Annotated in this window: 12 protein-coding genes; 10 read left to right on the forward strand and 2 right to left on the reverse strand. The window is 61.6% G+C overall.

Going from position 1 to position 15110, the window contains the following annotated elements; translation table 11 throughout:
* Positions 1 to 242: 242 nt before the first annotated feature.
* The 5 genes from AC1RP7_RS11560 (at position 243) to AC1RP7_RS11580 (ending at position 6920) form a co-directional block, all read left to right on the forward strand.
* Positions 243 to 2147: a sigma-54-dependent Fis family transcriptional regulator gene (locus AC1RP7_RS11560; protein WP_493180678.1), complete on the forward strand. Its 1905-nt coding sequence runs from the start codon at positions 243 to 245 to the stop codon at positions 2145 to 2147.
* Positions 2147 to 3865 (forward strand): ABC transporter ATP-binding protein, encoded by a 1719-nt coding sequence (locus AC1RP7_RS11565; protein ID WP_493180679.1) that lies wholly within the window; start codon positions 2147 to 2149, stop codon positions 3863 to 3865. Before AC1RP7_RS11560 ends, AC1RP7_RS11565 begins: the two co-directional genes overlap by 1 nt.
* Positions 3855 to 4532: a subtilisin-like serine protease QhpE gene (qhpE, locus tag AC1RP7_RS11570; RefSeq protein WP_154861497.1), complete on the forward strand. Its 678-nt coding sequence runs from the start codon at positions 3855 to 3857 to the stop codon at positions 4530 to 4532. Before AC1RP7_RS11565 ends, qhpE begins: the two co-directional genes overlap by 11 nt.
* Entirely contained in the window at positions 4529 to 5827 is a 1299-nt protein-coding gene (qhpG, locus tag AC1RP7_RS11575; RefSeq protein ID WP_493180680.1) for a flavin-dependent monooxygenase QhpG, read from the forward strand. Before qhpE ends, qhpG begins: the two co-directional genes overlap by 4 nt.
* Before the next feature lie 94 nt (positions 5828 to 5921).
* Positions 5922 to 6920: an acyltransferase family protein gene (locus tag AC1RP7_RS11580; protein ID WP_493180681.1), complete on the forward strand. Its 999-nt coding sequence runs from the start codon at positions 5922 to 5924 to the stop codon at positions 6918 to 6920.
* 103 nt (positions 6921 to 7023) lie between these two features.
* Here the strand turns inward: AC1RP7_RS11580 and AC1RP7_RS11585 are convergent, their stop codons facing one another.
* On the reverse strand, positions 7024 to 8514 hold the full coding sequence (locus AC1RP7_RS11585; RefSeq protein WP_057713922.1) for an aldehyde dehydrogenase family protein: 1491 nt from the start codon (positions 8512 to 8514) through the stop codon (positions 7024 to 7026).
* 525 nt (positions 8515 to 9039) lie between these two features.
* On the opposite strand from AC1RP7_RS11585, the gene peaA reads away from it, so the two are divergent.
* The 4 genes from peaA to peaD all read left to right on the forward strand — a co-directional run bounded on the left by peaA (position 9040) and on the right by peaD (position 13597).
* Positions 9040 to 10620, forward strand: coding sequence for a quinohemoprotein amine dehydrogenase subunit alpha (peaA, locus tag AC1RP7_RS11590; protein ID WP_493180682.1), 1581 nt, complete (start codon positions 9040 to 9042; stop codon positions 10618 to 10620).
* Positions 10621 to 10701: 81 nt separating this feature from the next.
* Positions 10702 to 12132: a quinohemoprotein amine dehydrogenase maturation protein gene (gene peaB, locus AC1RP7_RS11595; protein WP_008056152.1), complete on the forward strand. Its 1431-nt coding sequence runs from the start codon at positions 10702 to 10704 to the stop codon at positions 12130 to 12132.
* A gap of 1 nt (position 12133) precedes the next feature.
* A complete protein-coding gene (gene qhpC / locus AC1RP7_RS11600; protein ID WP_008016081.1) occupies positions 12134 to 12457 on the forward strand; it encodes a quinohemoprotein amine dehydrogenase subunit gamma in 324 nt (107 codons plus the stop codon).
* Positions 12458 to 12478: 21 nt separating this feature from the next.
* Positions 12479 to 13597, forward strand: coding sequence for a quinohemoprotein amine dehydrogenase subunit beta (gene peaD / locus AC1RP7_RS11605; protein WP_493180683.1), 1119 nt, complete (start codon positions 12479 to 12481; stop codon positions 13595 to 13597).
* Positions 13598 to 13879: 282 nt separating this feature from the next.
* On the opposite strand, the gene AC1RP7_RS11610 is transcribed toward peaD, so the two are convergent.
* Positions 13880 to 14281 carry a lysozyme inhibitor LprI family protein gene (locus AC1RP7_RS11610; protein ID WP_090456932.1) on the reverse strand — a complete coding sequence of 134 codons (402 nt, stop codon included), beginning with the start codon at positions 14279 to 14281 and terminating at the stop codon, positions 13880 to 13882.
* Between the two features lie 277 nt (positions 14282 to 14558).
* Between AC1RP7_RS11610 and AC1RP7_RS11615 the strand changes: the two genes are divergently transcribed.
* Entirely contained in the window at positions 14559 to 15047 is a 489-nt protein-coding gene (locus tag AC1RP7_RS11615; protein WP_057713927.1) for an SRPBCC family protein, read from the forward strand.
* Positions 15048 to 15110: the final 63 nt, after the last annotated feature.

Raw genomic sequence — 15110 nt, forward strand, 5'->3', positions numbered from 1 at the left:
TTTGCTGCCTGGTAGATCGCTATCGCGAGCAAGCTCGCTCCCACACTGGTCAGTGTTGAACACAAATATGCGGTTCACCTCGGTCAAGTGTGGGAGCGAGCTTGCTCGCGATGAACGATAACGGGGTCCACCTGACGGAACACAAGCGCCCTACGGCACTTGCCATAGCCCTGACGTTAACGTAAAGATTGCTCCAGGGCGCCGACGTATGAAGGCGCAGGGTGGATGACCCGGAGCGCTTGATGACGCCAATAAAAACAAACTCCCCCAAACTGCATCGCGAAGCCCGGCTGGCCCGGGAAAAGTTGCACCTGGAAGGCGAAGTGCCGGATGGCGTCCTGCGTGCGGAGATCGATGCCTCGTGGCGACGCAGTCTCAGCCATGGCGTGCATTTCAATGCCAAGCATGAGCTGGCGCTGGAATCGAGTGCCAGCCTCGACGTGTTGCTGTCCAGCAACCGCTTGTTGATCGACGCTGCGTTGCCGGCCATCGATTACCTGGCCGAGCGTCAGGGCAAGGAAGGGCTGATCATCCTCGCCAACTCCGACGCCACCATCCTCGCCGTCGAAGGCCGCGCCGACCGTCTCAAAGGCAGCGGCCTGCAGGACATCACCCTCGGCACCTGCTGGAGCGAAGCGGTTCGCGGCACCAACGCCCTGGGCACGGCACTGGTGGAAGCCCGGCCGACCCTGATCGATTGCGGCGAACATTATCTGGATCGCCTCAGTGATTTTTCCTGCACTTCGGTGCCGATTCATTGCCCCCAGGGCGACATTCTCGGCGTTCTCGACCTGACCCGCGAAGGCCCCCTCGGCCGTGCCCACGACAGCACTGCGCTGCTGGCCATGGCGGTCAGCCAGATCGAAAGCCGGGTGTTCAACGCCAGTTATCCGGACGAAATCGTCCTGGCCTTCCACAGCCGTCGGCAATATCTGGAATCCCCGTGGCAAGGCCTGCTGGCCGTGAGCCTCGGCGGGCAGATCCTGGCGGTCAGCGCCCAGGCCTGCCAGTTGCTCCACGCCGAGCGCTCGGCCCTGGTCGGTCGGCGCTGCGAAGAGTTTCTCGGAGTCGACGGCCTGCAATTGTTGGCGCGTCTGCATCAGGGTGGAGTCGGCAGCCTGCAAACCGCCAAGGGTGAATTCTTCTACAAAACCCTGCGCGCGCCGCAACGCTCGATCAACGTCAGCAGCCCGCCGCGCACAGTCGCGAAACCGCCCAAGGCGCAACCGGACCTGGAAGCGCTCGCCGGCAGCAATACGCGCTACGCCCGTGCCTTGCGCATGGCCCGCCAAGGCCTGGCCAATGAACTGCCGGTCCTGTTACTGGGCGAAACCGGCACTGGTAAAGAGGTGATCGCCCGTGCCCTGCACATGGCCGGAGCGCGCTGCGACAAACCCTTCGTGGCGGTGAACTGCGCGGCCATTCCCGAAGGCCTGATCGAGTCCGAACTGTTCGGCTATCGTGAAGGCGCGTTCACCGGTTCACGCCGGGGCGGCATGGTCGGGCGTTTGCAGCAGGCCCATGGCGGCACCTTGTTCCTCGATGAAATCGGCGACATGCCTTTGGCTTTGCAGGCCCGGTTGTTGCGGGTGCTGCAGGATCGCAAGGTCGCGCCCCTGGGTGCAGGCGAAGAGCAGGACATCGACGTCGCGCTGATCTGCGCCACCCACCGCGACCTCAAGCGTCTGGTGGAAGAAAAACACTTTCGCGAGGACCTGTTCTACCGGGTCAATGGCATCAGCGTGATGCTTCCGGCCCTGCGCGAACGCGAAGATTTCGGCGCGCTCGTCACTCGCATGCTGACGACATTGGGCGCACCCGCCGTGGTCCTGCACGATGATCTCGATCGCTTGCTCAACGGTTATCAGTGGCCAGGCAACATCCGCCAACTGGAGATGGTCCTGCGCACCGCGCTGGCCATGCGCGAACCGGGCGAAACCGTGCTGACCCTCGACCACTTGCCCGACAGCATGCTCGACGAGTTGACCACCAGCGAACGGCCCCAGGCCGGCAGCATCCGGGAAAACGAACTGGAGCTGATCCGTCAGTCCCTGGACACGCACCAGGGCAATGTCTCGGCCGCCGCCGACGCTCTGGGCATCAGCCGCGCGACGCTTTATCGCAAGCTCAAACAGTTGCGTTCGTGATGCAGCGCTTGATCGTTCGGCTGATCGACAGCCAGAACCCCGAGGCCCTGCAAGCGGCATTGCGTTGGCTGTACAGCTTCGTGCGACCTCATCGCCTGGCGATTGCCGGGCTGCTGGGTTTGTCGGTCTGCGCCTCGGCGCTGGTGCTGGTGCAGCCGTGGCTGACCAAACTGCTGATCGACGATGGCCTGTTGGCGCGCAATTTCCCGATGCTGGTAATGATCGCCGGGCTGATGATCGTTGCCGGGTTACTGGGCACGGCGCTTTCGGGCATCAACCGCTACCTGCACACGCGACTGTCCGGGCGCATGCTGTTTGCCCTGCGCGATGACCTGTACCGGCATTTGCAAACCCTGTCGCCGAGCTTTTACGGCCAGCGGCGCATCGGCGACCTGATGTCGCGCCTCGATGGCGATGTCGCGGAAATCCAGCGGTTCGCCGTGGACTCGCTGTTCTCGGCGGTGTCCAGCGTGATCGGCCTGGTGGTCGCGGTAGCGATGCTGTTGACCTTGTCCTGGAAACTGTCGCTGCTGGCGCTGGTGCTGATTCCCCTCGACGTGCTCTGGCTGCGCTGGATGCGGCGCAAGGTGGAGCGCGATGTGCGGCAGTTGCGCGAGCGTTCGGCGGACATGTCGTCGTTCATGGTCGAGACATTGCCGGTGATGAAATTCATCCAGTCCGCCGGCCAGCAACAGCGCGAAGCGCGGCGCCTCGAGACGCTGGGGCAGGGCTACATGAGCCAGTTGCTGCGCCTGCAAGTCACCGAATTTTTCACCCAGGCCGTGCCCGGTACCCTGACCTCGCTGTCCCGCGCCTGCGCATTTCTGATCGGCGGTTACTGGGTGGTGCAGGGCACCTGGCAGCTCGGCGCCCTGATTGCCTTTTCCACCTACCTGGGCATGGCCGTGGGGCCGGTGCAAAGCCTGCTCGGGCTCTACGTCGCGATCCAGCGGATGACTGTCAGCCTCGGCCGGGTCATGGAATTGCGCGGCGAACAACCGACGGTGTTGACGCCCGCCACGCCAAGGGCAATGCCCACTGGCGGCGATCTCTGGTTCGACAACGTGCACTTCGCCCATCCCGGCCGCCAATCGACCCTGCGCGGCATCGAGGCGCGGATTCCCTACGGTATGAAAGTGGCCCTCAGCGGCGGCTCGGGCGTGGGCAAGTCCACCCTGATCGACCTGCTGCAACGTCATCACGATCCGCAATCGGGCCGGGTACTGCTGGGTGACGTTGATCTGCGCGAACTGGATCTGTTCCAGTTGCGTCGGCGCATCGCCATCGTCAGCCAGGACATCGTGCTGTTTCGCGGCAGCCTCGCCGACAACCTGGCCTACGCGGCACCGGACGCCAGCCGCGAGGCGATTGCCGACGTGGCGCGACTGGCGCAACTCGACAGCCTGATCGAGTCCTTGCCCGAAGGTCTCGACAGTCCCTTGGGCGAGCGGGGCCAGCAGTTGTCCGGCGGGCAGAAACAACGCATCGCGATTGCCCGGGCACTGTTGCAGGACCCACTGATCCTGGTGCTCGATGAAGCCACGTCCGCAGTGGATGAAGCCACCGAACGCGAGGTCATCGCCGCCATCGACCGCCTGTTTGCCGGGCGTACGCGCATCCTGATCAGCCATCGCCCTTCAACCCTGGCCGACGCCGACCTGCGCTTCGAATTGCTCGACGGCGTACTGACCTCGAAAACGGTGCTGCATGAAACCTGAGTTGCGCATTGGTGTGGTGGACAGCGGTCACTCGGCGGCACAACGGGTGCAAGTGATCGCCGGTCGACGCTTTTCATTGCTCGAAGACGGCCTGGCCGAGGGCGACTTGCGCGAAGACCCGCTGGGGCATGGCAGTGCGGTGATCGAGGCCATCGGCCGGCGTGCACCCTCGGCGCTGTTTTGCGTGGCTCAGGTGTTCGACCAGCGGGGTGTCACCAGCGCCTTGCAGATCGCCACGGCGATTGACTGGCTGCTGACGCAGGACGTTCGACTGATCAATTTGAGCCTTGGCCTGCGCCAGGATCGCAGCCTGTTGCGCGCGGCCTGCGCGGCGGCGGTGGCGCAGGGCGTGCTGCTGTGTGCGTCGAGCCCGGCCCAGGGGGAAGGGGTGTTTCCGGCGAACTATCCGCAGGTATTGCGGGTGACCGGCGATGCGCGGTGCGCCGAGCAGGAATGGTCGTGGCTCAACAGCGCCCAGGCGGATTTCGCCGCGTGTGTGCATGGCACCTACCCGGGGCAATCCGGGGCGAGCCTCGGTTGTGCCGCCTTGAGCGGACACATTGCCGGGTTCCTCGTCGAACAGCCTGGTGCCAGCAATGAGCAAGTCATCGAGTGGTTGCGCGAGCATGCCCGTTACCGTGGCCCTGAACGGCGCTTCGGGCCATGAACGACATCGTCATTCTAGGCGCCGGCCCGGCGGGGGCCGCGGTCGCGTTGGGTTTGAAGCGGCTGGGCCATGGCGTCACGCTGATCAGCGAATGGCGCCGGTTTGCGGCGCTCGAAGGCGTGTCCGTGCGGGTTCTGGAAGCCTTGCGCAGCGCGGGTCTGCACCAGGCGTTGGCGGAGGCGACGCTGCCTTCTCAACGCCAGGTGAACTGGAATGGTCAGCACCATGCGCAGAACATCGAATACTTGCTCGACCGTCCGCTGTTTGACCGAGGCCTGCGTGAGGATTTGCGCCTGGCGGGGGTCAAGTTGATCGAAGGCCGGGTGCTGACGGTTCAGTCATCGACCAATGGCCACCGAATCGAAATCGACGGCCGCGAACCGCTGCTGGCGCCGTTTCTCGTAGAGGCCCGTGGACGTCAGGCCCCCGCTTTCGGCAAAGGCTTGCGTGGCCCCGAGACTGTCAGCTTGCTCAATCGCTGGCAGGGTTCGCCGGGCAGCACCGCCAGCGCCGTGGAAAGCCTTGAGGACGGTTGGGCGTGGATGGCGCGGCGCGCCGACGGCCAGTGTTACTGGCAATGGACGGTGGATGTGGCCAGTGCCGGCTTGCCGGGCAAGGCTATGTTGCTCGATTACTGTCGACAGCGGCGCCAGGGTTCGAAGTTGGCCGCCGTATTTTTTGCGGGCGAAGCGGAATCTGATCTGCAACTGCACGCCCGCAGTAGCACGGCGATTCTGAGCCCGCAGGTGTGTGGCGAAAACTGGATTCGGGTCGGCGATGCGGCAATGGCCGTCGATCCTCTGTCAGGCAATGGCATCTTTCAGTCCTTGTCTTCGGCGTTGCAGGCGCCCGCGGTGATCAACACGCTGCTGTGCAAACCCGAACGAGCGACTCTGGCCCAGCGTTTCCACCAGCAGCGGGTGGGGCAGTTGTTTTTGCGGTTTGCGCGGATCGGCCGGGATTTTTATGCCGATGAGCAACGCTGGCCGGACCAGCCGTTCTGGCAGGCACGGCGGAGCTGGCCGGATGCCGAGGTGGCCCATGCCGAGGCGGATTTCAATGCGCTGAGGATTGAACGGGCGCCGGTGTTGCGTGATGGACTGGTCGATGAAGCCGAGGTGGTGATCACGGTGGATCAACCGCTGGGTATCTGGCATGTGCATGGGGTTGAGGTGGCGGCGTTGGTGCAGAGGTTAAAGCAGGGAGAGCCGGCGGATCGGGTATTGGCCGGGCTGACGGTGGAGCAGGGGCGGATGGTTCGCAGCTGGTTGCTGGGCCAGGGTTTCAAACCCTGAATGAAGAACGTCCGGATACGGCGAAAAAGCCTGTTCTCCCAGCGTAAAGCATCGTAATTTACGCGCCATAACGACAAGGAATTTTGGGGTGTAAGTGGGAGCTTATCGTCTGCTATTGGCCGTTCTGGTGGCCGTTTCTCATATGGGCAAGACGTTCATGGGGCTAAACCCCGGCGTGATTGCCGTGATTTCCTTCCTGATCATCAGCGGTTTCGTGATGACTTCGCTGATCGAACGCAACTACAAGGCGCCGGAGAAAGTTGGTCTGTTCTACCTGGACCGCGCCCTGCGGCTCTATCCTCAATTCCTGTTCTACTTCGTGGTTTCCTGTGCGGTGATCTATTTCCTGCTGCCCGGCACGCCTCAAGCCGCCGAGCTGACGCTGCGCAACATCGCCGCGAGCCTGGCTATCGTGCCACTCGGCTTCTACATGTTCGGCGCGGCGGGATCGTGGATCTTGCCGCCGGCCTGGTCTTTGGGGCTTGAGATGTGCTTCTACCTGATGATCCCTTTCCTGATCATCTATAGGGCGCGGGGCGTTGCGTTTGCTCTATCCGTCGTCGTCTTCATGGCCGCGTGCCTGGGTTTCATCAACACCGACCTGTACGGCTACCGTCTATTGCCGGGTGTGCTGTTCATGTTCCTGTGCGGCAGCTACCTGTACAAAGCGCAGCCGAAGGATTTGGCGATCGGTGCCAGCACCGCCGTGGTGGCGGCCCTGATGTTTGCGGCCATCATGGCGGGATGGATAGAGCGCCGACCGTTCAATGCCGAAGTGACCGCCGGCATAGCGCTGGGTGTGCCCGCCGTGTACCTGCTGACAAAGCTCAGGTTTCACCGGATTGACGAGTTCCTCGGCAATATCAGCTACGGCGTGTTCCTGAATCACTATGTGGTGATGTACTTCCTGCACGCTGTCTGGTCGGTTGCCTACGATGGGGCCGTTGTTGCAACAGTGCTGGCCTTGTCGTTGCTGCTCAGCGGCGTTTCGTACTACTGCGTCGAACGGCCGGCCCTGAAGCTTCGTCACGCGCTTCGGGCCGGCGCAAAATATGGGGTGGGTCAACCACAGGGCCGCGAAACAGTGGCGTAGTGGCTGTGGGGGCGCCTTCGCGGGCAAGCCCGCTCCCACAGGGGAACGCATTCCAATGTGGGAGCGGGCTTGCTCGCGAAGGCGGCCTGAAGGACGCTACGAATCACAACTTGATCAACACCGACTTCAGCTCGGTGTAATGCTCGATTGCCGCATACCCCATCTCACGCCCGACCCCGGACATCTTGTAGCCTCCGAACGGCAGCGCCGGGTCCAGGGCGCTGTGGCAGTTGACCCACACCGATCCTGACTTGATGCGCGGAATCATCCGGTGCACCGCCGCCAGGTCATTGGACCAGATGCTCGCGCCCAATCCATACGGACTGTCATTGGCCATGCGCAGGGCATCGGCTTCGTCATCAAACGGGATGGCCACCAGCACCGGGCCGAAGATTTCTTCCTGCACCAGTGAGTGCTTCTGATCGACGTCGACAATTACCGTTGGCTTGACGAAGAACCCAGGCCCGAACTGCTCGCCACCGCAGGCGATGGTCGCGCCGCTTTCCCGGCCCTTTTCGATGTACCCGTAGACGCGTTCCTGCTGGCGCGCCGAGATCAAGGGCCCCATGTCGACGCTTGGGTCCAGGCCATTGCCGAGTTTCATGGCGTTGGCAATGTCGCTGATGTCCGCCACCACATTGTCGAAGTGCTTGCGCTGCACATACAGCCGCGAGCCTGCGCAGCAGACCTGGCCCTGGTTGAAGAAGATCGCACTGGCAGCCCCGGCCGCGGCGGTTTTCAGGTCGGCGTCGGCCATGACGATGGTCGGTGATTTACCGCCTAGCTCCAGGGTGACCCGGGTCATGGAATCCATGGCGATCTTGCCGATCTGCTTGCCGACGGCGGTGGAGCCGGTGAAGGTCAGCTTGTCCACCAGCGGGTTGTGGGTCAAGGCAGAACCTGCGGTGATGCCGGTGCCGGTGACCACGTTGAATACGCCTTCGGGATAACCGGCTTCCAGCACCAGTTCGGCAAGTTTAAGTGCGGTCAGCGGGGTTTCGTCGGCGGGTTTTAGCACCACGGTGCAGCCGGTGGCCAGGGCCGGGCCGAGTTTCCAGCAGGCCAGCAACAGCGGGAAGTTCCAGGCGACGATGGCACCGACCACGCCCACCGCTTCACGTCGAATAAAGCTGTGGAACTGGTCGTTGGGCATCAGCGGTGCCGACACGTCAACCGTAGAACCTTCGATCTTGGTCGCCCAACCGGCCATGTAGCGCAGGAAGTCGATGGCCAGTTGCACGTCCATCACTTGGGCCACCGCCGCGCTTTTACCGTTGTTCAGGCATTCCAGCTGCGCCAGCAGTTCGGCGTCGCGCTGCATCAGGTCGGCGAGTTTCCACAGCAGGTTCTGCCGCTCCCGGGGACGGGTGCGGGTCCAGGCCGAATCGTCGAACGCCTGGCGGGCGGCGAGCACCGCACGGTCGACATCTTCCGGTGTTGCCCGTGGCACCACGCACAGCACCTCACCGGTGGCCGGGTTGTGCAGGGGCATGGTCTGGCCGTCGGCGGCCTCGACCCAGTCACCGCCGATAAGCATGCGCGGGGCGCGCTGGATGAATGCCGAAGTGGCGGGAAGCAGGTTTGGGAGCGACATTGGCGAGGCCTCTTGTTGTTCGTGAGAACCGGGCTTTCGCAATGCCTGTGCCAGTTGTGTTTTTTCGGCCCGAAGGCCCGATCTAGTGGGGTGACAGATATTTTCCGGGTCACCGTGAGATCGATAAACGTCGCAAATTGCGACGACGTGAGACGCCCCGAACACAACACCCTGTAGGAGCGAGCCTGCTCGCGATGGACGAAAGAGCACCACGTTTAGCCTGTAAGCACGCGATATCGTTAACGACCATCGCGAGCAGGCTCGCTCCTACAGAAAACTATGCTTGTCTCAGAGTGAAACAGTTGTCGCGAAATTAAACGTGCAACGCCCATGACGTCTCCCGAAAAAAACCGGTTATTAATCACAAGTCATTGATTCATTGAAATATTCATAAGCTGGCACGCTCCGTGTATTGCTCATCGCAGACGTTTCTCTTGCCTCCGTCAGCGGATCAACGCCGGCGGCAGAAACCATAAAAACGATAAGCCACAACAATAAGAACGCACCGTGCGAGGTTCGACGTTGATGAAGAGAAAACTCCGATCAGGCATGAGCGCCAGCCTGCTGGCCGTAGCCGCTTGTGTAGCGCTGCATTCGCCTCATAGCCTGGCAGCCCGCGACGCCCAGACCATCCTCAAGGAAACCTGTCAGGGCTGTCACACCCCCGAAGCCGATAACGCCCTCAGCCGCATCAGCCACCAGCGCAAAACGCCGGAAGGCTGGCTGATGAGCATTGCCCGGATGCAGACAATGCACGGTTTGCAGATCAGCGATGACGACCGTCGCACGCTGGTCAAATACCTGGCCGACACCCAGGGCCTGGCGCCGAGCGAAACCGACGGCGTGCGTTATGCGCTGGAACGACGGCTCAATACCGTCGAGCAGTTCGACGACCAGACCAGCCAGATGTGCGGCCGCTGCCACTCCGGTGCGCGGGTTGCCCTGCAACGGCGTCCGGCCCAGGAGTGGGAACGCCTGGTGAATTTCCACCTCGGTCAGTGGCCGTCCCTGGAGTACCAGGCGCTGTCCCGGGACCGCGACTGGTTCGATATGGCCCGCAAAGAAATGGTGCCGCTGCTGGCCAAGCGTTATCCGCTGGACAACCCGGCCTGGAAAAAATGGCAGAGCGCCGCGCCGAAAGCCGATGCCCTGGTGGGCGACTGGAGCTTCAGCGGCCACTTGCCGGGCAAGGGTGAGCTGGCGGGTGTAATGACCGTGAGTGCCGATGGCAGCGACACCTTCAAGGTCAGCGTCAAAGGCCAGTACGCCGACGGCACGCCGTTCAACGGCGACGGCAGTGCAATCCTCTACACCGGCTACGAATGGCGCGGCAACGTGACCATCGATGGCGTGACCATGCGCCAGGTGTTCGCCGCCCAGGGCAATGCGATGCAGGGCCGGATGTTCGAGGCCGAGCACGACGAGCGTGGCCTGGACTTCGTCGCCGCCAGGCAAGGCTCCAACCGTTTGCTGGCGGTGCAGCCGGGTTATCTGAAGGCCGGCAGTGAAACCGAAGTGACCCTGATCGGCAGCGGCCTGACCGGCAAGCCGGACTTCGGCAAAGGCGTGGAAGTGCTCGAAGTGGTCGAGCAGAGCCCTGAGCGGATCAAGGTCAAGCTCAAGGCGGCGGCCAATGCCCAACCGGGCGTGCGCGCGGTCAGCGTCGGCACGCTAAAGGGCCCGAGCCTGTCGGTGTACAGCAAGATCGCCTCGGTCAAGGTTGTGCCGGAATTCTCGGTGGCACGGATCGGCGAGGGCGGTGGTTCGACGCCGAAAGTCCAGGGCCGTTTCGACGCGGAAGCCTGGGGCAAGGGCGCTGATGGCAAGCCGTACCGCATCGGTGTGTTCCCGGCACAGTGGAAAGTCGAGGCCTTCGACGACCGCGCCAGGGAAGACGAAGACGTCAAGTTCGCCGGCACCATGCAGGCCGACACCGGCGTGTTCACTCCGGGCGATGCCGGGCCGAACCCGGCACGCAAGATGTCCACCAACAATGCCGGCAACCTCAAGGTGATCGCCGCCGTCGACGACGCAGGGAAATCCCTGACCGGCGAAGGCCACCTGATCGTGACCGTGCAACGCTGGAACAATCCACCCATTCCGTGAGTTGGCTGACGGCACAGGCTTCAGACACTTTTCGGAATGACCGCAAGCCCCGCCAAGCGGGGCCTGCACAGGAGGTTTGCCATGGGCGCTATCTTGAATCTGGTCGAACGCAACCTGCACGAAGTGCAGGTCGATGCTGACCGCATGCTGTTTCACATCCCCAGCAGTTCGCTGTTCGCCAGCGATGAACTGACGGGCACCATCATCGACACCTTGCGCGGGCCAGGTTGTTCCTCGGACGACCTGATCCAGCGCCTGGCCGCGCGTTTCAACGGCGAGGAAATCACCGAGACCCTGCGCGAGCTGATGGCCCTGGAACTGGTCAGCGACGGCTCGCCGCTGACCCCGGACATCGCCACCAAGCGGGTCGAGCGTACGGCGATCAATACCGTGGTGCTCAACGTCAACACCGGCTGCAACCTGAGCTGCACGTATTGCTACAAGGAAGACCTCGACAAGCCGTCGGCGGGCAAGAAAATGGACGTCGAAACGGCGATCGCCTCGGTGGAAATGCTGCTGCGCGAATCCCCGGACGAAGAGCGTTTCACCGTGGTGTTCTTCGGCGGCGAACCGCTGAGCAACCGCAAGCTGATCGAGTACATGGTCGACTATTGTGAGAAGCGTTTTCGCGAGGCGGGCAAGTTCGTCGAATTTGTCATGACCACCAACGCCACGTTGCTCACCGAAGAAACGGTGGATTACCTCAATGCCCATCGTTTCGGTTTGTCGGTGAGCATCGACGGGCCGAAGACCGTGCACGACCGCAACCGCATCACCGTGGGCGGGCAGGGCACCTATGACGTGGTGCGGCGCAAGGCCGAGATGCTGTTGTCGCGCTACAACAGCCGTCCGGTCGGAGCTCGCGTAACGCTCACCACCGGCGTGACCGACGTCGAAACCATCTGGGATCACCTGTTCAACGAACTGGGTTTTGCCGAAGTCGGCTTTGCCCCGGTGACCTCCGGCGACATCAGCAGCTTCAACCTCACCAGCGATGAACTGGTGCAGGTGTTCGCCAACATGAAGGCGCTGGGTCGTCGTTACCTGGAAGCGGCGCTGGAACACCGCAACATCGGTTTCTCCAACCTGCACCAGCTCATCACCGACATCCACGAAGGCCACAAGAAAGCCCTGCCATGCGGCGCGGGCCTGAAGATGCTGGCGGTGGATCACAAGGGCGAGCTGAACCTGTGCCACCGTTTTACCGGTTCGAGCCTGCCGACCTTCGGCAACGTCCATAGCGGTGTGAAACAGGTGGAGTTGAACGACTTCCTGTCCCAGCGCCTGGACCGTACCAACACCGGCTGCGAAGACTGTCAGATCCGCAACCTGTGTTCCGGCGGCTGCTACCACGAGAGCTACGCCCGCTATGGCGATCCGACCCACCCAACCTATCACTACTGCGAACTGATGCGTGACTGGGTCGACTTCGGCATCGAGGTCTACACCCGGATCATGGCCAATAACCCTGCGTTCATCAGCAGTTACATCACTCCGCGCAAGGCTCACTGATATGAAACATCTCAAGGCAATCAATAACAAAGCATTGAAGCTGGATCAGGCCGCGGATGAAAACCGCATAGAAGAAGTGGTGGCCATGAGTTCCGTGGCGGGCTGTGCCTCGACCACCGACCCGGGCTGGGAAATCGATGCGTTTGGCGGTGTGTCGTCGCTGTGCCAGCCGATGGAGGCCGACCTCTACGGGTGCTCCGACCCTTGCTGGTGGCCGGCCCAGGTGCCCGACATGATGAGCACCTACCCGGACTGGAACAAGGATGCCCAGGCGTCCAACGACAACTGGCGCAACCTCGGCACTGTCTTCCCCAAAGACAAGTGATCACAGAAGAAGGATTCCAGCATGCGTAACATCAAAGCCTGCGGCCTGGCCGCGTTCGCCGTCCTCAGCAGCTGTTCTGTCAGTGTTCTGGCCGATGAAAATACCGCGCTGCAAGTCGGTCACGAATACATGGTGACCACCAACTACCCGAACAACCTGCACGTGATCGACCTGGCCACCGACACGCTGTTCAAGACCTGCAAGATGCCCGATGCCTTCGGTCCCGGCTCCGTGCAGTTGTCGCCGGACCGCAAGACCGCCTACGTGCTGAACAATCACTATGCGGATGTCTACGGTGTCGAACTGGACAACTGCAAGCAGGTGTTCCACGCCAGCATCACCCAGAAGCCAGGTGAGAAGGCCAGGTCCATGTTCGCCTTCACGGTCAGCCACGACGGCAAGGAGCTGTACACCGTCGCCAACCCGACGCTGATGATGAACGATCGCTACGAAGTGCAGCAGCCCCGGCTCGACGTGTATTCGACCGATGCCGGCATGGACGCCAAGCCGCTGCGCAGTTTCCCGGCGCCGCGCCAACTGACCATCATGCAGAGCGGTGACGACGGCACGCTGTACGTGGCGGGGGCGGATGTCTACAAGGTCAACGTGCAGACCGGCAAGTTCGATGTGCTGATCCCCAGCCGGCACTGGAAGCGCCCGAACTACAGCGCGCCGGACGTGCTCTACGTTTGGAGCCAGCAGACCTACCGGCATGACTTCTCGCTGCTCTACACCGCGGCGAAATTCAAGGACAAGAAACAGAACCCGGCCACCGCCGAATACCTGTACGGCCTGTTCAGCGTCGACCTGAAGACCGGCAAGACCGAAACCACCGACTTCGGGCCTCTGACCGAAATCTACTTCAGCGGTATGCGCTCGCCCAAGGACCCGAACCTGATGTTTGGCGTACTCAACCGCTTGGCCAAGTACGACATCAAGCAGAAGAAAATGCTCCAGTCCGCCACGCTCGATCATTCCTACTACTGCATTTCCTTCAACAAGGACGGCAGCAAGATCTACCTGGCGGGGACGTTCAACGACGTGGCGATCTTTGATGCCGACAGCCTGAAGCAGACGGGCAGCATCAAGTTGCCGGGCGGAGACATGGCGATTACCACGGCGCAGATTTTTGTCCGGTAATTGCGGAGCCTGAACTGACGCCTTCGCGGGCAAGCCCGCTCCCACAGTGGATTTTTGGTGTGGTCACTATTGTGTGAACACCACTGAACCCTGTGGGAGCGAGCCTGCTCGCAATAGCGGCATGTCAGGCAACATCAATGTTGAATGTGCCGACCTCATCGCGAGCAAGCTCGCTCCCACAGTTTTTGTGGTGACGCCGGCATTGCGAGTACACCCTAATCCCCTGTGGGAGCGAGCTTGCTCGCGATGGGGCCCTCAAAAACACCGCAAAAACAGCAAAAATCAAACCCCCGGCACCGGGCAACTCATATCCCCCTCCTGGCATTTCAGGTAGTTCTTGAACGTCTGAACCCGTGCCTTGGTCAGTTCCGTGGTGCAGTTGCTGTAAATCAGCGGATACACACTCCCGCCTTCCACCCCGGATGCCGAAAACTTGCACTCGGCATCGCGGAACGCAACCCACGCCCGCTGCGCACCCACCAACTGCTTCTTGCTGTCCGGGTTGCTCTTGAGCCGCGAAGTGATTTGCTGGTACAGCGCATTCAATTCCTTGTCGGCGGCCGCGTTCTGCTGCGCCGCGCACTGGTTCATCGTCGCCTGATCGCTGGCGTTGTCGCAGTCCACGGCGAACGCCATGGAGGTGAACAACAAGGGTGTCAGCGCCAATAAGAAGCGTGGGTTCATGCTGGAGTGCTCGCTGTGACCGAAAGAGAGGTGCAGTGTAGCGCTGAGGGGCACAGGCAACTGCCGCGCAGATTTTTCATGTCGCTATCCTTTTCCATGCTGTTTCGAGGGCGAACGTTAGCAGTTTCGACCCGCTGACTTTGCGATTGCCCAGAACTTATCCACGCAAATGCAACCGAATATCTCAGGTATGGTTGATTGCTTATCCCGATTGGTACAACTTTAGAGTTGGTCTTGTGGTCTTACTGACCTACTGTTCAAGTACAGGAGGTGACTTATGAACCCAGCATCTGATCGCATCGAAAGGAAAATCCTGCTCAAGGCCAAGCGTTCACAGGTCTGGCGTGTGCTGGCCAATGCCGAAGTGTTCGGACAGTGGTTTGGCGTGGCGCTGGAAGGCAAGCGCTTTGTGGCAGGCGAATGGACCCAGGGGCAGGTTACCTATCCCGGTTATGAACATTTGCGCTGGAATGTACTGGTAGAGCGGGTCGAGCCGGAGCGGCTGCTTTCGTTTCGCTGGCACCCGTATGCCGTGAACCCTGAAGTCGATTACTCCCAGGAACCCACCACCCTGGTGAAATTCGAGCTCGAAGACATGGACAACGGCACGTTGCTCAAGGTCTCCGAGTCCGGTTTCGATCACATTCCCCAGGCCCGTCGCGAAAGGGCTTTCCGCATGGACAGTCGTGGCTGGGAAGAGCAAATGAACAATATCGAGCAGTTTTTGATCGACAATGCCAAAGCCCACGAGCAACAGAGTGGCTGAAGTCGGCCCGAAACCTGAGGCGTCTAAGGGTTTTCGGAGGGTGGTTTATAGCGAATGTCTTAC

It is taken from the genome of Pseudomonas sp. GW822-FHT01E03, assembly GCF_058802985.1.

What these genes read in the sequence shown, in the direction of transcription:
- AC1RP7_RS11560 (WP_493180678.1), top strand. Translation starts at nt 243, where the DNA reads ATGACGCCAATAAAAACAAACTCCCCCAAACTGCATCGCGAAGCCCGG.
- qhpG (WP_493180680.1), top strand. Translation starts at nt 4,529, where the DNA reads ATGAACGACATCGTCATTCTAGGCGCCGGCCCGGCGGGGGCCGCGGTC.
- AC1RP7_RS11610 (WP_090456932.1), bottom strand. Translation starts at nt 14,281, where the DNA reads ATGAACCCACGCTTCTTATTGGCGCTGACACCCTTGTTGTTCACCTCC.
- peaA (WP_493180682.1), top strand. Translation starts at nt 9,040, where the DNA reads ATGAAGAGAAAACTCCGATCAGGCATGAGCGCCAGCCTGCTGGCCGTA.
- qhpC (WP_008016081.1), top strand. Translation starts at nt 12,134, where the DNA reads ATGAAACATCTCAAGGCAATCAATAACAAAGCATTGAAGCTGGATCAG.
- AC1RP7_RS11615 (WP_057713927.1), top strand. Translation starts at nt 14,559, where the DNA reads ATGAACCCAGCATCTGATCGCATCGAAAGGAAAATCCTGCTCAAGGCC.
- qhpE (WP_154861497.1), top strand. Translation starts at nt 3,855, where the DNA reads ATGAAACCTGAGTTGCGCATTGGTGTGGTGGACAGCGGTCACTCGGCG.
- peaD (WP_493180683.1), top strand. Translation starts at nt 12,479, where the DNA reads ATGCGTAACATCAAAGCCTGCGGCCTGGCCGCGTTCGCCGTCCTCAGC.
- AC1RP7_RS11565 (WP_493180679.1), top strand. Translation starts at nt 2,147, where the DNA reads ATGCAGCGCTTGATCGTTCGGCTGATCGACAGCCAGAACCCCGAGGCC.
- peaB (WP_008056152.1), top strand. Translation starts at nt 10,702, where the DNA reads ATGGGCGCTATCTTGAATCTGGTCGAACGCAACCTGCACGAAGTGCAG.
- AC1RP7_RS11585 (WP_057713922.1), bottom strand. Translation starts at nt 8,514, where the DNA reads ATGTCGCTCCCAAACCTGCTTCCCGCCACTTCGGCATTCATCCAGCGC.